This is a genomic window from Salmonella sp. SJTUF15591 (assembly GCF_043356435.1).
In the GTDB taxonomy this organism is placed as follows: Bacteria; Pseudomonadota; Gammaproteobacteria; order Enterobacterales; family Enterobacteriaceae; genus Salmonella; species Salmonella enterica.
The window spans coordinates 64,167-83,319 of the sequence record NZ_JBEUJO010000010.1 but is presented as its reverse complement, the minus strand read 5'-3'; the positions used below and the strand labels follow the sequence as shown (position 1 = coordinate 83,319).

Annotated in this window: 19 protein-coding genes; 5 read left to right on the top strand and 14 right to left on the bottom strand. The window is 55.4% G+C overall.

What is annotated here, in order from left to right; all coding sequences use genetic code 11:
• Positions 1-129 precede the first annotated feature (129 nt).
• Together mlrA and ABVM99_RS20120 are read left to right on the top strand one after the other, a co-directional pair.
• Positions 130-861, top strand: coding sequence for an HTH-type transcriptional regulator MlrA (gene mlrA, locus ABVM99_RS20125; RefSeq protein WP_001240418.1), 732 nt, complete (start codon positions 130-132; stop codon positions 859-861).
• Positions 862-920: 59 nt separating this feature from the next.
• The gene (locus tag ABVM99_RS20120) at positions 921-1,028 is read left to right on the top strand and encodes a protein YohO (RefSeq protein WP_001261696.1); all 108 of its coding nucleotides are present in this window, start codon (positions 921-923) and stop codon (positions 1,026-1,028) included.
• Here ABVM99_RS20120 and ABVM99_RS20115 read toward each other — a convergent pair.
• The 5 genes from ABVM99_RS20115 to bglX form a co-directional block, all read right to left on the bottom strand.
• Complete coding sequence (locus ABVM99_RS20115; protein ID WP_001650057.1) at positions 1,009-1,740, bottom strand: ABC transporter permease; 732 nt, start codon at positions 1,738-1,740, stop codon at positions 1,009-1,011. The genes ABVM99_RS20120 and ABVM99_RS20115 overlap by 20 nt on opposite strands.
• Entirely contained in the window at positions 1,724-2,671 is a 948-nt protein-coding gene (locus ABVM99_RS20110) for an ABC transporter ATP-binding protein (protein ID WP_000569166.1), read from the bottom strand. Before ABVM99_RS20110 ends, ABVM99_RS20115 begins: the two co-directional genes overlap by 17 nt.
• Positions 2,664-3,833, bottom strand: coding sequence for an ABC transporter permease (locus tag ABVM99_RS20105; RefSeq protein WP_001278120.1), 1,170 nt, complete (start codon positions 3,831-3,833; stop codon positions 2,664-2,666). The genes ABVM99_RS20110 and ABVM99_RS20105 overlap by 8 nt, the downstream gene beginning before the upstream one ends.
• A 3-nt stretch (positions 3,834-3,836) precedes the next feature.
• Positions 3,837-4,754, bottom strand: coding sequence for an ABC transporter substrate-binding protein (locus ABVM99_RS20100; RefSeq protein ID WP_000155876.1), 918 nt, complete (start codon positions 4,752-4,754; stop codon positions 3,837-3,839).
• Between the two features lie 180 nt (positions 4,755-4,934).
• Positions 4,935-7,232, bottom strand: coding sequence for a beta-glucosidase BglX (gene bglX, locus ABVM99_RS20095; RefSeq protein ID WP_000871554.1), 2,298 nt, complete (start codon positions 7,230-7,232; stop codon positions 4,935-4,937).
• 266 nt (positions 7,233-7,498) lie between these two features.
• Here bglX and dld point away from each other — a divergent pair, with 266 nt between their 5' ends.
• Positions 7,499-9,229, top strand: coding sequence for a D-lactate dehydrogenase (gene dld, locus ABVM99_RS20090; protein ID WP_023205328.1), 1,731 nt, complete (start codon positions 7,499-7,501; stop codon positions 9,227-9,229).
• A gap of 57 nt (positions 9,230-9,286) precedes the next feature.
• On the opposite strand, the gene pbpG is transcribed toward dld, so the two are convergent.
• Both pbpG and ABVM99_RS20080 read right to left on the bottom strand, forming a co-directional pair.
• Positions 9,287-10,234, bottom strand: coding sequence for a D-alanyl-D-alanine endopeptidase (gene pbpG, locus ABVM99_RS20085; RefSeq protein WP_000911555.1), 948 nt, complete (start codon positions 10,232-10,234; stop codon positions 9,287-9,289).
• A 165-nt stretch (positions 10,235-10,399) separates the two neighbouring features.
• The gene (locus ABVM99_RS20080) at positions 10,400-10,987 is read right to left on the bottom strand and encodes a Yip1 family protein (protein WP_001017057.1); all 588 of its coding nucleotides are present in this window, start codon (positions 10,985-10,987) and stop codon (positions 10,400-10,402) included.
• 158 nt (positions 10,988-11,145) lie between these two features.
• Between ABVM99_RS20080 and ABVM99_RS20075 the strand changes: the two genes are divergently transcribed.
• Positions 11,146-11,715 (top strand): DedA family protein, encoded by a 570-nt coding sequence (locus ABVM99_RS20075; RefSeq protein ID WP_001523476.1) that lies wholly within the window; start codon positions 11,146-11,148, stop codon positions 11,713-11,715.
• Between the two features lie 48 nt (positions 11,716-11,763).
• Here ABVM99_RS20075 and ABVM99_RS20070 read toward each other — a convergent pair whose 3' ends face one another.
• Both ABVM99_RS20070 and mdtQ read right to left on the bottom strand, forming a co-directional pair.
• Positions 11,764-12,525 (bottom strand): SDR family oxidoreductase, encoded by a 762-nt coding sequence (locus ABVM99_RS20070; RefSeq protein WP_000169608.1) that lies wholly within the window; start codon positions 12,523-12,525, stop codon positions 11,764-11,766.
• Between the two features lie 65 nt (positions 12,526-12,590).
• Positions 12,591-14,027 carry a multidrug resistance outer membrane protein MdtQ gene (gene mdtQ / locus ABVM99_RS20065; protein ID WP_052938291.1) on the bottom strand — a complete coding sequence of 479 codons (1,437 nt, stop codon included), beginning with the start codon at positions 14,025-14,027 and terminating at the stop codon, positions 12,591-12,593.
• Between the two features lie 317 nt (positions 14,028-14,344).
• Between mdtQ and yohP the strand changes: the two genes are divergently transcribed.
• Positions 14,345-14,428, top strand: a complete 84-nt coding sequence (yohP, locus tag ABVM99_RS20060; protein WP_000698460.1) for a small membrane protein YohP — start codon at positions 14,345-14,347, stop codon at positions 14,426-14,428.
• Positions 14,429-14,485: 57 nt separating this feature from the next.
• Here the strand turns inward: yohP and dusC are convergent, their stop codons facing one another.
• The 5 genes from dusC to gtdA all read right to left on the bottom strand — a co-directional run bounded on the left by dusC (position 14,486) and on the right by gtdA (position 19,148).
• Positions 14,486-15,424 (bottom strand): tRNA dihydrouridine(16) synthase DusC, encoded by a 939-nt coding sequence (dusC, locus tag ABVM99_RS20055; protein ID WP_052938290.1) that lies wholly within the window; start codon positions 15,422-15,424, stop codon positions 14,486-14,488.
• Between the two features lie 108 nt (positions 15,425-15,532).
• On the bottom strand, positions 15,533-16,726 hold the full coding sequence (locus tag ABVM99_RS20050) for a 3-hydroxybenzoate 6-monooxygenase (protein WP_000150103.1): 1,194 nt from the start codon (positions 16,724-16,726) through the stop codon (positions 15,533-15,535).
• A gap of 14 nt (positions 16,727-16,740) precedes the next feature.
• Positions 16,741-17,385 carry a maleylacetoacetate isomerase gene (maiA, locus tag ABVM99_RS20045; RefSeq protein ID WP_000781183.1) on the bottom strand — a complete coding sequence of 215 codons (645 nt, stop codon included), beginning with the start codon at positions 17,383-17,385 and terminating at the stop codon, positions 16,741-16,743.
• Between the two features lie 8 nt (positions 17,386-17,393).
• Positions 17,394-18,095 (bottom strand): fumarylacetoacetate hydrolase family protein, encoded by a 702-nt coding sequence (locus ABVM99_RS20040; protein ID WP_000170621.1) that lies wholly within the window; start codon positions 18,093-18,095, stop codon positions 17,394-17,396.
• Between the two features lie 15 nt (positions 18,096-18,110).
• Positions 18,111-19,148: a gentisate 1,2-dioxygenase gene (gene gtdA, locus ABVM99_RS20035; RefSeq protein ID WP_001289857.1), complete on the bottom strand. Its 1,038-nt coding sequence runs from the start codon at positions 19,146-19,148 to the stop codon at positions 18,111-18,113.
• Positions 19,149-19,153 lie beyond the last annotated feature (5 nt).

The following is a 19,153-nucleotide window of genomic DNA, read 5'->3' as shown; positions in this document are numbered from 1 at the left end:
TACGATCACTTAAACGCCGCGCCGCAACCCGCTACTTCGCGTTTTAATGCATAAAAAACAGGCAAAACTTCCTGGTTCCTAAAAGAGCGTCTAAAGTTAAACCGGGACCTCGCGAGCAAGGGTGAAACGATGGCGCTTTACACAATTGGTGAAGTGGCTTTGCTTTGTGATATCAATCCTGTCACGTTGCGCGCGTGGCAGAGACGTTATGGACTTTTAAAACCACAGCGAACGGATGGCGGTCATCGTCTGTTTAACGATGCCGATATCGACAGAATCCGCGAAATCAAGCGCTGGATAGATAACGGCGTTCAGGTCAGCAAAGTCAAAGTGCTGCTCAGTAGCGACAGTAGCGAACAACCTAACGGCTGGCGCGAACAGCAGGAGATCCTGCTGCACTACCTGCAAAGCAGTAATCTGCACAGTTTACGGTTATGGGTCAAAGAACGCGGTCAGGATTATCCAGCCCAAACATTGACCACTAACCTGTTCGTCCCGCTGCGGCGACGATTACAGTGCCAACAACCCGCCCTTCAGGCGCTGCTCGGCATTCTTGACGGTATCCTGATCAACTATATTGCGCTCTGCCTGGCGTCTGCGCGTAAGAAACAGGGAAAAGATGCGTTGGTGATCGGCTGGAATATCCATGATACCACCCGCCTGTGGCTGGAAGGTTGGGTCGCCAGCCAACAGGGATGGCGAATCGACGTGCTGGCGCACTCGCTTAGCCAGTTCCGCCCGGAACTGTTTGACGGCAAGACGTTACTGGTATGGTGCGGAGAAAACCAGACGCTGGCGCAGCAGCAGCAACTCCTGGCATGGCGCGCCCAGGGACGCGACATTCATCCCCTTGGCGTTTAAACAGCAGCTAACAAATTCGCTTTAATGTATACTCCTTTTATTAACATAAGGAGTACATAATGCGCGTAGCGAAAATCGGGGTGATCGCCCTTTTCCTGCTGATGGCTATTGGCGGTATCGGCGGCGTGATGCTGGCAGGTTACAGTTTTATTTTGCGTGCCGGGTAAGCGCGCGCGTCAGCCTTTCAAACAGGCGATCGATAATGATCGCCGCCAGCGCCACCAGCAGCGCCCCCTGGATAACATAGGCCGTATTAAAGCCGCTAAGCCCGATAATGATCGGCGTGCCTAACGTACTGGCCCCCACCGTTGAAGCGATGGTCGCCGTACCAATATTGATAATCACCGAGGTTCGGATGCCCGCCAGAATCACCGACGCGGCCAGCGGTAGCTCAACCTGATACAACTGTTGGCGACGGCTCATTCCCATACCGCTGGCAACGCTCATCACGCTGGCAGGCACCGCGCCCAGTCCGGCCAGGGTCGCCTGCAGGATGGGCAACACCCCATACAGGATCAAGGCGATAATGGCCGGTTGCTGACCAAAACCCATGACGGGTACCGCGATCGCCAGTACCGCGACCGGCGGAAAGGTCTGCCCGACGGCGGCGATAGTCTCCACCATGGGACGAAACTCTTTCCCACTTTCTCGCGTGACCGCAATCCCTGCGCCGACGCCCACCACGACGGCAAACAGACTTGAGATGCCCACCAACCAGAAATGGGCGAGCGCGAGGGCGGCAAAACTCTCCTGTTGGTAGACCGGGCGCGGTAAATCGGGAAACAGCGCGGCGAAGAACGGCTGGCTATAAGGCAATCCAAACAGCAGAAGCAAGAACAGAACAATAAGCCAGAGAAGCGGATCACACAGTCGTTTCACGAGGGGACGTCTCCGAAAGCAGATCGCGGAAATGGAGCGTACCGCAGGGCTCGCCCTGCTGATTCGCCACCGGCAGGACGTCGCACCGACGGGCGACAAACATCGATAGCGCATCGCGTAGCGTCATCTCTTCCACCAGCGCGTCGCCGCTGAGCTGTTCATGCCGACGTACATAATCGCCTACGCTACGTAACGAAAGCAGCCTTACACCCAGCTCGCTGCGGCCAAAAAACGCCTGCACGAAATCATTTTCCGGCGAGGTCAGCATAGAAAGCGGCGATCCCTGTTGGATAACGTGGCCCCCGTCCATCAGCACCAGATGGTCGGCGAGGCGTAGCGCCTCGTCGATGTCGTGCGTCACCAGTACGATGGTGCGCCCCAGTAGCTGATGAATGCGGGTCATCTCCTGCTGCAATGCGCCGCGTGTTACCGGATCAAGCGCGCCGAAAGGCTCGTCCATCAGCAATACCTGCGGATCGGCAGCCAGCGCCCGCGCAACGCCGACCCGCTGCTGTTGCCCGCCGGAAAGCTGATGCGGATAGCGATCGCGCAGCGCGCTTTCCAGACCCAATAATGCCATCAGTTCGTCAATACGATCGTTAATCCGCGCACGCGACCACTTTTGTAGTTGCGGTACGGTGGCGATATTTTGCGCCACCGTCCAGTGGGGAAAAAGACCGATAGACTGAATGGCATAGCCCATGCGACGGCGCAGTTCAAGCACCGGCAGGCTGCGGATCTCTTCCCCGGCAAAACGGATCGTTCCGCTATCATGCTCTACCAGCCGGTTAATCATCTTCAGCGTGGTCGATTTTCCCGAACCGGAGGTGCCAATTAACACCGAAAAGCTGCCTTCGCTAAAGTGCAAATTGAGGTCGCTAACAGCCTGTTGATCGCCGAAGGTTTTACTGACATGGTTAAATTCAATCATCGGTTGCTCCCTTCAAAAACGCGATCCATAAATCAAACAGCGCGTCGATCACTACCGCCAGCGCAATCACCGGAATGACGCCCAACAGGACTAAATCAATGGCGCTGCTCAATAGCCCCTGAAACACCAGCGCGCCGAAACCTCCCGCGCCAATCAGCGCGGCGACGACGGCCATTCCCACTGTCTGGACCATGACTACCCGCAGGCTACGTAAAAAGACCGGCAGCGCCAGCGGCAGTTGCACATGCCTGAAGCGCTGGCCGCTACTCATTCCCATTGCTCTTGCGCTCTCCAGCACATCGCGCGGCACCTGATTGAGCCCGGCGACCACGCCGCGCACCAGCGGCAATAATGCATAGAGCACCAGCGCTATCAGCGCAGGCGTCATGCCGGTTCCCGCGACGCCGAATTCGGCAAGCCACGGAAACTGTTTCACCAGCCCGGCCAACGGCGCAATCAGCAGGCCAAACAGCGCGACGGAAGGGATAGTCTGGATCACATTCAGCACGGTAAACACCGGCCCCTGGCGTGAGGCGGAAAAATAACACCAGACGCCCAACGGTAGTCCGATCGCCAGCGCCGGCAGCACCGTGCCCGCCAGTAACATCAAATGTTGCACCAGCGCGGCATCGAAAACATCCTGGCGATTGGTATACTCTTTCAGAAGCGAGAGGTTGTCGAACGTGCCTGAAAACAGCAGTGCCAGCGGGACAATGACAATTTGCGCGTGCAGCAACCAGCGCCACAGCGGCCCAACGGTAATACGGCGGATCGCATCGCTACAGGCCAGCAGCATCAGACCGAGGCCCAGCCACAATCCACTTCCCAGACTGGTACGCGCCAGCGGACTGCCCTCCTGCGCCAACTGGGTCGCCGCCCTGCCGACTCCCCACAGCATGACAATAAAAAGCGTCTGCGCCATCATCAGCGTCAGTACGCTACCGCGTTTACCGGGTACAAAGCACAGCGTAAACAGCGCGCATCCCGCGCCAGTCAGCATCCAGATGGTCGCCGGCCAGATCTCCCATAACTGGCGCCCCTCGCCGCTCACCAGACGATTCGGGGCGTAATTAATGAAAGGCAGCGCGACAGCAAGCAGGGTCAGAACAACCAACAGCAACAGCACACGATTAACCGTAATTTTTTTGGCAGCGTCACTCACAGATTACTTCACCCACCCTTTTTGTCGGAGGTAATCTGCGGCGACTTTTTTCGCATCCAGCCCTTCTACGGCGATTCTGGCGTTCAACTGTTGCAGCGTTTTCTCATCAAGGCTGGCGAAAACGGGCTGCAGCCAGTCGGCTATCTGCGGATAGGCCTGCAACACCGATTCACGCACTACCGGCGCGGGCGCATAGATAGGCTGGACGCCTTTCGGGTCGCTCAGGGTTTGCAGACCCAGCGCGGCGACAGGGCCGTCGGTGCCATACGCCATCGCGGCGTTAACGCCGGATGTTTGTTGCGCGGCGGCTTTGATCGTGACCGCCGTATCGCCGCCCGCCAGCGACAAGAGCTGGTTCTGATTCAAGGTAAAATCATAGGCTTTTTCAAATGCCGGCAGCGCATCCGCCCGTTCGATAAATTCCGCAGACGCCGCCAGTTTAAAAGTGCCGCCCTCTTTCAGATAACGGCTGAGATCGGCAAGCGAGGAGAGTTTATTTTTTTCCGCGATGTCCTGGCGTACCGCGATGGTCCAGGTGTTGTTGGCCGGCGCAGGCGTCAACCAGACCAGCTTATTCTGCTCCGCATCCAGTTTTTTGACTTTCTCAAAGCCTTGCTTTGCATTTTTCCATGCCGGATCGTTTTCATCTTTAAAAAAGAACGCCCCGTTACCGGTGTATTCCGGATAGATATCCAGCTCTCCGGCGGTAATCGCGCCACGAACGACTGGCGTGGTCCCGAGCTGAATTTTATTGACCGTTTTAACGCCGTGGCTTTCCAGTACCTGCAAAATCATGTTGCCGAGCAGCGCGCCTTCGGTATCAATCTTTGACCCGACCGTCACGGGCGATGCCGCCTGTAGAGGTAAACTCACCGTCGCCAGCAACGCCAGCGAACTTACCCATAGCTTTGAGATCGTCATGATGCTTTCCTCATCCTTTTACGGCCTTTTTCAGAGACTTGAGAAAAAAGCATAGTTGAAAAGTCTGCGTTTAACCTGGGATTTTCCGCCAGTGTAAGTGACGTGGCAGGCAATAAAAGGGGGGACAGGAAAAGTCATTGCCAGACAGGGCGCAGCTATCGCGCCCTGTTGACGGCAGGCTTACAGTAGCTCGAACGATCCTTGTTTAACGCGAGCGGAATCCACGCCGATAAAGACGTTGAACTTGCCGGGTTCCGCGTCATATTTCATCTGCTGATTCCAGAACTTCAACGCCTCGATATCAATCGGGAAACTCACGGTTTTACGTTCGCCAGGCTTGAGGGTGATTTTTTCAAAGCCTTTTAATTGCTTCACCGGGCGGCTCATTGACGCCGTGACATCCTGTAAGTACATCTGGATGACCGTTGCCCCTTCGCGTTTACCGGTGTTCGTGACCTCTACGCTGGCCGTGACTTTGCCGTCGCGTTGCATTGTCGGTGAGGAGAGCGTGACGTCAGACACCGTAAATGTGGTGTAGCTCAGACCGTAACCAAACGGATAGAGCGGGCCATTCGCTTCGTCAAAATAGCGTGAGGTGTATTTGTTTGGCTTTTCAGGATTATACGGGCGTCCCGTATTGAGATGGCTGTAATAGACCGGAATTTGTCCCACCGAACGCGGGAAGGAGATCGGCAGTTTGCCTGACGGGTTGTAATCGCCAAACAGCACATCGGCAATGGCGTTGCCGCCTTCCGTCCCGGCAAACCAGGTCTCCAGAATCGCATCGGCCTGTTGATCTTCTTTTACCAGCGCCAGCGGTCTGCCGTTCATTAATACCAGTACCAGCGGCTTACCGGTGGCTTTCAGAGCGGTGATTAAGTCGCGCTGACTCTGCGGAATGGTGATATTGGTACGGCTGGAGGCTTCATGCGCCATCCCCTGCGACTCGCCTACCACTGCGACCACTACATCGGCCTGTTTCGCCGCCTGCACCGCCTCATCAATCATCGCCTGCGGTGAACGCGGATCGATTTTCACCGCCTCTTCATACAGGTTTAAGAAATCGACGATATCTTTATCGTTAGTGATATTCGCCCCTTTGGCATAGAGGATCTTCGCCCCGTCGCCGACGGCATTTTGAATACCCGCCAGCACCGTCACCGACTGATTCGCGACCCCAGCAGCAGACCAGCTCCCCATTACATCACGTTGACTGTCGGCCAGCGGCCCAACAACGGCAATGGTGCCCGATTTTTTCAACGGCAGCGTTTCCAGCCGGTTTTTCAGCAGTACCACACTTTCCCGCGCCACTTCCCGCGCCTCTTTACGATGCAGGCGGCTTTCGGCATTGGTGTCCACCGGGTCGCTCTCTTTCGGCCCCAGATGGCTATAGGGGTCGTTAAACAATCCCATGTCATATTTTACGTTGAGCACATGGCGCGTCGCGTCGTCCAGTTCCGCCATCGTCACTTTGCCCGATTTAATCAGACCCGGCAGATATTTGCTGTAATACTCATCCGCCATGCTCATATCCACCCCTGCCTTTAGCGCCACGCGCACCGCATCTTCCGGGTCGGCCGCGGTACCGTGTTTAATCAGTTCTTTAATAGCGCCGTGGTCGGAAACGGTAATTCCCTTAAAGCCCCACTCATCGCGCAGGACATCTTTCAATAGCCAGGAATCTGACGTCGCAGGCGTGCCGTTCAGCGAGTTCAGCGCCACCATCACCGCGCCGCTCCCCGCATCCAGCCCCGCTTTGTACGGCGGCATATAGTCATTAAACAGACGCTGGGAACTCATATCCACGGTGTTGTATTCTTTACCACCTTCAACGGCGCCATAGGCGGCAAAATGTTTCACGCTGGTCATCACCGAATAGCGATCCGCCGGACTTTTGCCCTGCATCGCTTTCACCATGGTTTCGCCCATGATGGAGGTTAAATATGTATCTTCGCCAAAGCCTTCGGAGGCGCGTCCCCAACGCGGATCGCGGGAGACATCCACCATCGGCGCCCAGGTCATATTCAGACCGTCGTCCGCCGCTTCATACGCCGATACGCGTCCTACGGTTCTTACCGCATCCAGATTAAAAGAAGAAGCCAGACCGAGGCTTATTGGGAAGACGGTTCGCTGGCCGTGTACCACGTCATAGGCAAAAAAGAGAGGAATTTTCAGGCGGCTCAACGCCATCACCTGATCCTGCATTTGACGGATATCCTGGCGGGTGACGGTATTGAAAATCGCCCCTACCTGCCCGTCTTTGATCATCTCGCGAATCGCTTCTTTTGGGTTATCAGGGCCGACGCTGATCAGACGTAACTGACCAATTTTTTCATCGACAGTCATTTTCTTGAGTAAATCCGTGACGAACGCGTCGCGCGCTTCGGGCGTCAGCGGGTGATTGCCAAACAGGTTTTCCGCCAATGCTGGCTGCATCGCCAGACTCACAGCAACACCTACTGAACATAACCATTTCATGTTGAGTCTCTCTTTATCTTTATCCCGACGAGGCGGTAAAAACAGAATAAAAACCGCAGTTTGCCATAAGCCTAAACGCGAGAGGAGAAGAAAGCGAAGGTTATTCTCCTAATTTTCCGCACAGTCGAATACGCAGCCGCCAGCAAATGGTATCAAGGCGGCAAATGAATACCACCAACACAGAGACAATTTGAATGAGAAAGCGTATTGTCATACCAAGCGCTATGCTTAACGCTGATATTTTGTCCCACCACAAGGAGTGGAGAATGTCTTCCATAACAATGACTGATAATAAAACGTTCCTGAATGAGCTGGCCCGCCTGGTAGGCCATTCTCACCTGCTGACAGACCCCGCCAAAACCGCCCGCTATCGCAAGGGTTTCCGTTCCGGTCAGGGCGATGCGCTGGCCGTTGTTTTCCCAAGTTCGTTACTGGAACTGTGGCGTGTGCTCAACGCCTGCGTTAACGCTGACAAAATTATTCTGATGCAGGCCGCCAACACCGGTCTGACGGAAGGCTCCACGCCGAACGGCAACGACTACGATCGCGATATTGTGATTATCAGCACCCAGCGGCTGGATAAGCTGCACTTACTGGATAACGGCCAACAGGTTCTGGCCTGGCCCGGTACGACGCTCTATGCGCTGGAAAAAGCGCTTAAACCGCTGGGCCGTGAACCGCACTCGGTGATTGGTTCGTCGTGTATCGGCGCGTCGGTCATCGGCGGCATCTGTAATAACTCCGGCGGCTCGCTGGTGCAGCGCGGCCCGGCCTATACCGAGATGTCGCTCTTTGCCCGTATTGACGAGCAAGGCAAACTGCAACTGGTCAATCATCTGGGTATCGATCTTGGGCATACGCCGGAGCAGATCCTGAGCAAGCTGGATGATGAACGGATTAAAGATGAGGATGTGCGTCACGATGGTCGTCATGCGCACGATCACGACTACGTGACGCGGGTACGAGATATCAACGCCGATACGCCCGCCCGCTATAACGCCGACCCGGACCGTTTGTTTGAATCTTCCGGCTGCGCCGGAAAACTGGCGGTTTTTACCGTTCGCCTTGATACCTTTGCAGCGGAAAAAAATCAGCAGGTTTTTTATATCGGCACCAATCAGCCCGCGGTACTGACTGAAATCCGTCGGCATATTCTGGCGAACTTCGACAATCTGCCAGTGGCGGGAGAATATATGCATCGCGATATCTACGATATTGCGGAGCAGTACGGTAAAGATACCTTTCTGATGATCGATAAACTCGGCACCGACAAGATGCCATTCTTTTTCACGCTAAAAGGCCGAACCGATGCGATGCTGGAAAAAGTAAAATTTTTCCGACCGCATTTCACCGACCGCGCGATGCAGAAATTCGGCCACCTGTTTCCCAGCCATCTGCCGCCGCGAATGAAAAACTGGCGCGATAAATATGAGCATCATCTGCTGTTAAAAATGGCGGGAGACGGCGTCGCAGAAGCGCAACGCTGGCTGAATGAATTTTTTAAATCCGCTGAGGGCGGTTTCTTCACCTGTACGCCGGAAGAGGGCAGCAAAGCCTTCCTGCACCGCTTCGCCGCTGCTGGCGCGGCGATTCGTTATCAGGCCGTACACGCTGATGAAGTGGAAGATATTCTGGCGCTGGATATCGCTCTGCGCCGCAACGATACCGACTGGTTCGAGCATCTGCCGCCGGAAATCGACAGCCAACTGGTACATAAACTCTATTACGGCCACTTTATGTGCCACGTTTTTCATCAGGACTATATCGTGAAGAAAGGCGTCGACGTCCATGCGCTGAAAGCGCAAATGTTGGAGCTGTTGCAGGCGCGCGGGGCACAATACCCGGCGGAGCACAACGTTGGACATCTGTATAAAGCGCCGGAAACGCTGACGCGTTTTTATCGGCAAAATGACCCAACCAACAGTATGAACCCCGGTATCGGCAAAACGAGTAAGCGGAAATTCTGGCAGGAAAATACGCCCGATGAAACGCATTAACACCGTGCGGTTTACCGTGAAGCCCGGCGGCGCGATGCCTGCCGGGCCTGCGGCGACTTAATCGTTCTGTGCGGTTTGCGCCCCGGCACTGGCGCTGGCTGCCGCCATTTGCGCGGCTTTTTGCTTTTTATAGCTCAGCGCGGCAGCCGGAACGGGCATGACTTTACCGGTTTCAATCCATGTACGCAGGCGACTGGCGTCCGCAAAGTGGGTATATTTGCCGAACGCGTCCATGACCACCAGCGCGACCGGTTTGTTATTGATCACGGTACGCATCACCAGGCAATGCCCCGCCGCATTGGTAAAGCCGGTTTTCGTTAACTGGATATTCCAGTTATCACGGTAGACCAAATGGTTGGTATTGCGAAACGGCAGCGTATACGCCGGATGCGAGAATGTCGCCATATCTTCGCGCGTGGTGCTTAGCTGGCCAATCAGCGGGTATTGCTTCGTGGCAATCAGCAATTTTGTTAAATCCCGCGCGGTCGAGACGTTATGAATCGACAGCCCCGTCGGCTCAACGAAGCGGGTATGCGTCATGCCCAGCGCTTTCGCCTTCGCATTCATTGCTTTAATAAACGCGTTATAACCGCCAGGATAATAGTGCGCCAGGCTTGCCGCCGCACGGTTTTCGGATGACATCAACGCCAGCAGCAACATATTTTTGCGACTAATTTCGCTGTTCAGGCGTACGCGGGAGTAAACCCCTTTCATTTCCGGCGTCTGGCTGATATCGACCTTCAGTATTTCATCCAGCGGCAATCGCGCGTCGAGCACGACCATCGCCGTCATTAATTTGGTTATCGAGGCAATCGGACGCACCAGATCCGGGTGGTTCGAATAGATCACTTTATTGGTGTTGAGATCAACAATCATTGCGCTACCGGAGGCAATCTCAGGTTGAGACGCCGCGGTTGTCGCTGCCGTTTTCGCCACGGCCTGCGGGGCAAAAGGTACGGCCAACATCAGAGCAAGGCTCAGGAATGAAGCTCGGAATTTCAGCATGATGAGATTTCTGATAATGATTCACGCGCGTCGTAACGCACACCGCCTGAGCTAAGATTATACTCAAGCTAGCAGTGGCATCATAGCGGCACGCCAGCGTTGCCGCTACAGAAGAATCGTCAGCAAATGCTGCATTGCTGGCTTTTGCGCCAGCCCTTTTTCGCATCAGAACAGGCGGTAGCCGTATCCCCACAGGATCACGGTGATCGCCAGTAGCACCTCCAGGACCAGTACGCCGATAGCGAGCGTCGAACTGGAGAAGCTTAATCCTTCCTCTCTATTAATGTTAAGGAAAGTCGGAATACCCAAATACAGCAAATAGCCGGTGTAAAAGAGCGCGACAGCGCCGACCAAAGCGCATAGCCATACCAGGGGATAGAGCGCCACCAGACCACTTAAAAACAGCGGCGTCGCGACATAGCCGGCAAAAACCATACAGCGCGCAAGCGATGGCCGTTGCGGATAGTTTCGCGCCATCCACCAGATGACACGTCCCATCACCGCGACGCCCGCCAGCATCACGCCGTAGAACAAGACCGCCAGCGCAAAAGCGGTAAACAGCGAGAGTTGTAACACGTTGCCGTCGCCAAAATTCCAGCCGATTTGCGTCGTGCCGATAAAGGCGCAGACGACGGGAATCGCCGCCATCAGCAAAACATGGTGCGTATAGTGATGCGAAACGGTTTCGTTTTCGCTTTTGATCACCTGCATTTCCCGATCAGGATGGGAAAAAAGCCCCCATACATGGTTCATACTGCCCCCTTCTGCTGCCTCAGATGCCAGTATGTTCAAGTATAATTCAGTTTCTGGTTATTTTATGAGCAATGGTAAAATAGTCTCCGGCAAAACGTCGGCTTTGCCACGCACGCCTCTTGCCAGGGTGTATGCTTAATGCTGGAGGTGGTTTACGCATGGATATCAACACGCTTATTACGCATTATGGCTATGCGGCGCTGGTTATCGGCAGTATGGCCGAAGGTGAAACCGTTACCCTGTTGGGGGGCGTCGCGGCGCATCAGGGATTGCTCAAGTTTCCGCTGGTGGCGGCGGCCGTCGCGCTGGGAGGGATGATGGGCGATCAGCTACTTTACCTGTTAGGACGATGCTATGGCGGGAAGATCCTGCGTCGTTTCCCGCGTTATCATACGAAGATTCGTCGCGCGCAGAAAATGATCCAACGCCATCCGTATCTGTTTGTGATCGGCACGCGTTTTATGTATGGCTTCCGGGTGGTTGGCCCGCTGCTGATTGGCGCCAGCCGCCTGCCGCCTAAAATTTTTCTGCCGCTGAATATTGTAGGGGCGCTGATCTGGGCGCTGCTGTTTACCACGCTGGGATATCTTGGCGGCGAGGTGATCGCGCCATGGCTGCACGACCTCGATCAGCATCTCAGGCACGGGGTCTGGCTGATTCTGGCCATCGTCCTGGTGGTGGGCGTGCGCTGGTGGCTGAAAAGACGCGGCAAAGCGGAGGCCCGTTAAACCTGATGGTATCCGGATGGCATAACGCCGCCATCCGGCACCCGGCGTTTATTTTGCGTTGAATTGCGGATTCGCCAGCATAAACCCGCCGTCGACAATCAGCGACTGACCGGTGGTATAGCTTGCGCCTTCCGAACACAGCCAGGCGACGAGGCTGGCTATTTCATGCGTAGAACCCGGTCGGGCAATAGGGATCGAGGGTTCCGATCCCGGCTCAATGTCGCTGTCATCCATATCATTCATCGGCGTGGCGATAGCGCCTGGCGCGACGGCGTTGACCAAAATATGATGTTCAATCAGTTCCAGCGCCATGGATTTAGTCAATCCCCCCAGCGCATGTTTCGCCGCGGTATAGGCGCTGGCTTGCGGAAGCGGCGTATGCTCATGGACGGAGGTGATGTTGATAATGCGCCCTCCCTCTCCTTGTTTAATCATATGCCGGGCGGCGATCTGCGCGCAGAGAAACGCGCCATCGACGTCCACGGTAAAAATTTGCCGCCACTGCGTAAACGGCATATCAATAAACGCGGATTTGGTCATCGCCCCGGCATTATTGACCAGCACGTCAACGCGCCCCAGGCGCTGAATAAGATGTTCAATGGCCTGCGCGCCCTCGGGTAACTGGCTCAGGTCAAGATGAATGGTCTCAGCCCGCACACCAAATTGCGCCGCTTTTTTCGCCGTCTCCTGCGCGCCGCGTTCATCAGAATGCCAGGTGATACCAATATCAAAACCGTTTTGTGCTAATAACAATGCACACGCTTTGCCAATTCCCGAATCTGATGCCGTTACAATTGCGACTTTGGTCATATTCCTCTCCGGATGATTCATACACAGCCTAAGTATAGGAACCCTGTCTGAATCATCCGGAAAAATCAGGAATGATAACCGCCGCCCAGCGTGCTGGTAAGCTGAATAGAGGCATCCAGCCACTGGCCCTGCAACAGCAAGCCGTTACACTGCTCGCGCAGTGCCGGGATTTTGGCCTCGCTCACGCGGGAACCCGCAATAATGCCGGCATTAAAGCGCGCTTGCGCCAGACCGACCACACGCTGCGCGTCATGCTCAATCTGCTGCTGATGCTGATTTTTCTGCGCCAGCGTCTCTACCTGACTGGCGGCGCGCGCCACATCATTAACCGCATCTACCACCGCTTTGTTGTAGTTGGCGATAGAAAGGTTGCTTTGCGCTTTGGCGATATCGAGGTTGGCATTCAGCCTGCCGCTGTCGAAAATCGGCAGCGTCAGCCCGCCGGTAATGCCATATTGCTGTGCGGAATGGCGGAACAGATCGCTCAGATGTAACGCATCCTGCTGTAAAAAAGCCATCAGATTGATATCGGGATAAAACGCGGCCTTCGCGGCGTCAATGCTGCTCAACGAGGATTCAATGTACCAGTGCGCGGCCTGTAGATCCGCCCGGCGCGCCAGCAACGAATACCCCAGTTGTGACGGTAACTGGCTTTCAACGGCGGGGAGACTCACCTGACGCAGCTTGAGCGCCGCCGATTGCGTATTGGTTAGCGCGCTGAGCCGCGCTTCAATCACCTTCATTTTACCGTTAACGTCATTCAACTGCTGCTGGGTTTTGCTGGCGTCGATATCGGTCTCGACCCCTTCAACAGAAGAAGTAATGCCGTGTTGATACAGCTCCCGGTTTACCGTCACCACGTTTTGCTGCTCATGCTCGATTTGCATCAGCACATTTTTCAGCGCCGCCTGCGTCTGCCACTCCCAGTAGAGTCGCGCCACGCCGCTTGCCAGCAGTTGTCGGGTTTGCTCCTGCTCCGCTTCGCGCGCTTTGACCGCCCCGATCCGCGCGGTAACTTCAGCGCGGTTTTTCCCCCATAAATCCAGATCCCAGCCCGCCGTCAGGCCGAATGTACCGTTGGTATACCACGGCCCGGTCGTTCCCGCCGCGGGGTCGGTAATCGCGAATGGCCCCATCAGCCCTTCCGCTGACATTCGCTGGCGCTCAACGTCGGCAGAAAAATCGAGCTGCGGGCCGTCCTGCGCCTCAACCGCTTTCGCCTGCGCTTCCGCCAGTTGAATACGCTGTTCAGCCACCTGCATATCCGGCGAATGCTGTATGGCATTATCAATCAGCGCGTCAAGCTGCGCATCGTGATACGCCTTCCACCACTGGCTATCCGGCCAACCGTTTTTCAATGCCGCCGGCAGGCTGGAATCAACATGAGAAGAGGGCGTCTGCTGGGTCAGCGACTGGCGGGTATCGTGCATGGGGGCGCAACCCGCCAGCAAAATAAAAAGCGGTAAGCTCGCTGTCGCGGCAAGGAAAGAATTACGATTCATGGAGGTGTTCTGATAAAAAAAGGTGCGCAGAGAGTACGTCTTACGGCGATCTATTTTTTAGTTACGCGTGGCAATACATCATCAGACAACAAAAGACATATTTTGAAATTTATATGATTAGCAAATAATTTCATCTGATACATTTTTTGATGTAATACTTCAATGAAAAGTCCCACTAACCCGTTCATAAATGAACGATTTTGCTGCAATACGCGCCAGCAGCCTTCATGAGTTAAACGTCGCCGCGCCCAACAAAGCAGCAGATGGCTTAATACTTTCCTATACTTTGTTTGTATTTACCAATAAAGGGACAAACAATGAAAATTCTTCTATGGGCAATCTTAATTATTTTTCTGATTGGGCTGTTGGTGGTAACGGGCGTGTTTAAGATGATTTTCTGATTCCTGCGCCGGGCAGCGATAGTATCTGCCCGGCACACGTTCTGGACGCTGTAGAGATTAGATTTTAATAGCCTGAATCGCCCGCGCAATCTCGGACGAACGGTTTAACGCCCGAATCGACTGAAAGAGTTCCGTCGCCTCAATATATTCCTTACGTAAATATCCCAACCACTGTTTAATACGCGCGACATGGTATAAACCGGTATCGCCCTGCTTTTCCAGTCGGGTATATTTTTGTAATAACGTCACCACTTCCGACCACGGCATACGCGGCTCGTTATACTTCACCACCCGGCTCAGGTTAGGAATATTTAACGCCCCACGGCCAATCATCACCGCATCGCAGCCGCTGGTCGCCATACATGCCTGCGCGCTCTGCCAGTCCCAGATTTCGCCATTAGCGATAACCGGAATAGTCAGACGCTGGCGTATTTCGCCGATCGCCTGCCAGTCGATATGCTCGGCGCGGTAGCCCTGCGCTTTGGTACGGCCATGCACCACCAGTTCACTGGCGCCGGCCTGCTGCACCGCATCGGCGATTTCAAATTTTCTATCGCCGCTATCCCAGCCGAGACGCACTTTTACCGTCACCGGCAGATGCGACGGTACCGCGGCCCGCATCGCTTTCGCGCCCTGATAGATGAGCTCGGGATCTTTGAGCAATGTCGCGCCGCCGCCGCTGCCGTTCACCACTTTTGACGGACAGCCGCAGTTCAGGTCCACGCCATACGATCCCAACGCCGTCGCCCGCGCGGCGTTTTCCGCCAGCCACTGCGGATGCTGGCCCAGAAGCTGAATACGCACCGGCGTGCCGGACGGCGTGCGGCTGGCGTGATGCAACTCCGGGCAGATGCGATGAAACACTTTTACCGGCAGCAGCTGATCCACCACGCGCACAAATTCGGTGATGCAGAGATCGTAATCATTCACTTCGGTCAGCAGCTCGCGCACTAACGCGTCGAGCACGCCTTCCATCGGCGCCAGTAAAACACGCATATCGGTATCCACAGCAAAAAAAGAGGCGCTATCATAACGCCTCTCTGCGATGAGCAAAACTTTTTGCCAGGTGGCGGCGCAAACGCCACGCTACGTCACGTAAGGCGCTCAACGCGGCTCAAGACAGTTATCTTCTTTCCAGCCGTACAGCCATTCGATACCACGATAAAACGCCTCCTGCGATTTTCCTTTCCACAACAGATTACGCACCTGACGCTCCACCCCGGCGGCGTGATAGAGACGCCCCATCTCGCGGGTAGACCAGACGATACGCGCCGTGCGGGGAATACGCACCGACTCATACAGCGCAAATGCCTGCTGCGCGTCGCCGTCGCAGCGTTCCAGCGCTTTGCCTAGCGTGACGGCGTCTTCCAGCGCCATACAGGCGCCCTGGGCCATATATTGCGCCACCGGATGCGCGGCGTCGCCCACCAGAGTGATACGCTCGGTTCCCCATTTTGCGACCGGCTCGCGATCGGCGGTCGACCAGCGGCGCCAGGAGGTCGGCTTATCCAGCATCTGGCGCGGGCGGGGATGAATGCCGGCAAAATAAGAGAGCACCTCTTCTTTACTGCCGTCTTTCACGCCCCACTCTTCTTGCTGGCGGCTGTGGAATGTCACCACCAGATTGTACTGTTGACCTCCACGGAGCGGATAATGGACCAGGTGACAATGCGGGCCTGCCCACAGCACCGGTGCGTTAATACGTAAATCGTCCGGCATATCGTCGCAATCAATCACCGCCCGATAAACTACATGCCCCGTTACGCGCGGCGCATCGCCGAGTAAACTTTGCCGCACGACCGATTTAACGCCGTCGCAGCCCACGAGAATATCCGCCGTCCAGCTATTTCCCTGCTCATCAAACACCGTAACGTCATCCGGCGTCTGGCGGATATCGACAATATGGGTCGAGGTACGATACTCCACGCCAGGGTGCGTCAGCACCGCTTCCCATACCGTTGCATGAATATCTACCCGGTGAATTACCGCATACGGCCCGCCAAAATGGTCGCGGAACGCCTGCCCGGTTTCAATGCATACCACTTCTTCGGCATTCACGGCATCCATCATGGTAATGTGATCGGTAAACACCGCACGCTGGCGGGCAACATCGCCCACACCGAGACTATCCAGCGCCGAAAAAGCGTTCGGCCCAAGCTGAATACCCGCGCCAATCTCGCCAATTTCGTGCGCTTTTTCCAACAGCATGACTTTTATTCCCTGGCGCGCCAGCGACAGCGCGGTCGCCGCGCCGCCGATTCCGCCACCTACAATAATTGCGCTTGTCACGTGAGTCATGGTCATTCTCCTTTTCAGGCCGGGATTTTATCTTGTTGATTTTCCGGCGCGGCGGCAATAAACGCCGGTAGCTGTACGCAGGCGTCATAAACGGCTTTACAGCGCGGATAGCCTGATAAATCGCAGCCCATCCTGAGCGCATTCGCCCACTGAGGAATCAGGCAGCAGTCCGCAAGGCCTGGCGCGTCGCCCACGCAGAATCGTCCGGACTGACTTTTACGCAATAGCTGCTCTACCGCGCTTAACCCTTGCTGTATCCAGTGGGCGTACCAGCGTTTTTTATCCTCTTCGCTAACCTTCAGCTCATCGGTCAGGTAGCGCAACACGCGCATGTTATTGATTGGGTGTATATCGCAGGCGATAGCGTAGACAATTTCCAGCGCCTGGCTGCGCGCCGGGTCGCTCGTCGGCAGCAGCGGCGTTTGCGGAAAATGTCGGTCCAGCCAGTCGACGATGGCCAGCGATTGCCCCAACGATTCGCCGTCATCAGTGACCAGCGTCGGCACCAGGCCTACCGGATTCATCCGTCGGTAGGCCAGCGCATTCTGCTGGCCGATACGAATATTGACGCCCACCGTCTGGTAATCAATCCCCTTTAACGCCAGCGCAATACGTACACGATAAGACGCCGAACTATTAAAGAAACTGTACAGCTTCATCGTTCACCTCAGACAATTTTCACAGCAATCGGCGTCAGACCTTCTACGTTCCCGGTGATAACATCCCCTTTCACCACTGCGCCCACCCCCTCTGGCGTACCGGTGAAAATCAAATCACCTGGCTGCAATTCAAAAAAGCCGGACAAATAGCTGATGGTTTCATTCACCGACCAAATCAGGTGACGAATATCGCTGCGTTGATGGTCTTCGCCGTTAACCTGTAGCCAAATAGGGGCGTTATCCACATTATGCGTTTCAGCGGCTTTGTGTAATGGCGCAATGGGCGCGGAGAGATCGAACGCTTTGCCAATTTCCCACGGGCGTCCCATCTGACGCATTTCCATCTGACGATCGCGACGCGTCATGTCCAGACCGGTGGCGTATCCCCAGACATATTCATGGGCTTTTTCCAGCGGAATATCGCTCCCCTTTTTACCAATCGCCACCACCAGCTCAATTTCATAATGGTAGTTATCGGTCTGCGCCGGATACGGCAGTTCCAGGGTATCCCCTGCCGCTACCGGGACGACAGCGTCTGCTGGTTTACAAAAGAAGAACGGCGGTTCGCGATCGGGATCAAAGCCCATTTCACGGGCATGGGCGGCATAGTTGCGACCCACGCAGTAAACGCGACGTACCGGAAACTGCTCATCACTGCCCGCCACGGGTACTGTTACCGGGGCCTGCGGCTGGAATACATATTTGGTCATGTTCTCTCTCCCTAATTAATAACGTGCTTCGCGGAACAGCCCCAGGGCTTCCTGAACCGGCTTGTCCGAAAAGCTGAATAACACCGTGTCTTCGCTGCTGCGAAACGACACCTCATGCCAGGTCGGCGCCACAAAAATGTCTTTTGCGGAAAAATGAAAAGTTTCGTTGCCGATAGTGACCTGCCCTGCCCCTTCAACGACGTGGTAGATAGTGCTGTCGGTGCTCCGCGCCACACGCGAGGCAAAGCCTTTTGGCAGCAGTTGCAGGAACGCGCCCATCGACGGCATCGGATAACCGCCGGTGACGGGATTAACGTAACGCAGCTTGTAACCTTCCCACTCATCCGGATCGCCCATACGGGTCAGATCGTGCAACGCCTCGCGGCTGCGGTCGTAACGGTAGTTGAAAATCGGCGACGAGTTCCCGCGCTGGTGGCGCAGCGGCAGCATATTCGCTGCATAGCGCGGCAGATAATCGCCCTCTTTTCGCGTTACCGGCTGCTGATCTTCGGGATAGTCTTCCGCAAACCCACAGCCCAGGAGGTTGACTAACGGCAGATCCAGACCATCCAGCCATACCACCGGCTCTGATCCCGGATTACCATGATCGTGCCAGCGCCACTGCGGCGTCAGGATAAAATCGCCGGTATGCATTGGCGTGCGCTCGCCGTCCACCGCGGTAAATGCGCCTTTACCTTCGACGATAAAACGCAGCGCCGACTGGTTATGGCGATGACTCGGCGCGACTTCGCCGGGTAGGATCAGCTGTAAACCAGCATATAAGGTCGCCGTGATCGACGACTGACCGCGCAATGCCGGATTTTCCAGCACCAGCACCCGGCGGATCGCCTCTTTCGCGCCAATGACATTGCCGCTTTCCATCAGTAGCGGACGAATTTCCTGATAATTCCAGTAGGCCGGCGCGCAGTTGGCGTTTGGCGTCTGCGGTACCAGGTGATGTAACGATTCCCACAGCGGCGTCAGATTCTGCCCGGAAATATGCTGGTAATACTGCTGACGGCTATCTTTTACGTTCTGATTTATTTCAGACATGGAGA

Excerpts from the sequence above, each read along its gene's own strand:
- mlrA (WP_001240418.1), top strand. The coding sequence starts at position 130 with ATGGCGCTTTACACAATTGGTGAAGTGGCTTTGCTTTGTGATATCAAT.
- ABVM99_RS20120 (WP_001261696.1), top strand. The coding sequence starts at position 921 with ATGCGCGTAGCGAAAATCGGGGTGATCGCCCTTTTCCTGCTGATGGCT.
- ABVM99_RS20110 (WP_000569166.1), bottom strand. The coding sequence starts at position 2,671 with ATGATTGAATTTAACCATGTCAGTAAAACCTTCGGCGATCAACAGGCT.
- ABVM99_RS20100 (WP_000155876.1), bottom strand. The coding sequence starts at position 4,754 with ATGACGATCTCAAAGCTATGGGTAAGTTCGCTGGCGTTGCTGGCGACG.
- bglX (WP_000871554.1), bottom strand. The coding sequence starts at position 7,232 with ATGAAATGGTTATGTTCAGTAGGTGTTGCTGTGAGTCTGGCGATGCAG.
- dld (WP_023205328.1), top strand. The coding sequence starts at position 7,499 with ATGTCTTCCATAACAATGACTGATAATAAAACGTTCCTGAATGAGCTG.
- pbpG (WP_000911555.1), bottom strand. The coding sequence starts at position 10,234 with ATGCTGAAATTCCGAGCTTCATTCCTGAGCCTTGCTCTGATGTTGGCC.
- ABVM99_RS20080 (WP_001017057.1), bottom strand. The coding sequence starts at position 10,987 with ATGAACCATGTATGGGGGCTTTTTTCCCATCCTGATCGGGAAATGCAG.
- ABVM99_RS20075 (WP_001523476.1), top strand. The coding sequence starts at position 11,146 with ATGGATATCAACACGCTTATTACGCATTATGGCTATGCGGCGCTGGTT.
- ABVM99_RS20070 (WP_000169608.1), bottom strand. The coding sequence starts at position 12,525 with ATGACCAAAGTCGCAATTGTAACGGCATCAGATTCGGGAATTGGCAAA.
- mdtQ (WP_052938291.1), bottom strand. The coding sequence starts at position 14,027 with ATGAATCGTAATTCTTTCCTTGCCGCGACAGCGAGCTTACCGCTTTTT.
- yohP (WP_000698460.1), top strand. The coding sequence starts at position 14,345 with ATGAAAATTCTTCTATGGGCAATCTTAATTATTTTTCTGATTGGGCTG.
- dusC (WP_052938290.1), bottom strand. The coding sequence starts at position 15,424 with ATGCGTGTTTTACTGGCGCCGATGGAAGGCGTGCTCGACGCGTTAGTG.
- ABVM99_RS20050 (WP_000150103.1), bottom strand. The coding sequence starts at position 16,726 with ATGACTCACGTGACAAGCGCAATTATTGTAGGTGGCGGAATCGGCGGC.
- maiA (WP_000781183.1), bottom strand. The coding sequence starts at position 17,385 with ATGAAGCTGTACAGTTTCTTTAATAGTTCGGCGTCTTATCGTGTACGT.
- ABVM99_RS20040 (WP_000170621.1), bottom strand. The coding sequence starts at position 18,095 with ATGACCAAATATGTATTCCAGCCGCAGGCCCCGGTAACAGTACCCGTG.
- gtdA (WP_001289857.1), bottom strand. The coding sequence starts at position 19,148 with ATGTCTGAAATAAATCAGAACGTAAAAGATAGCCGTCAGCAGTATTAC.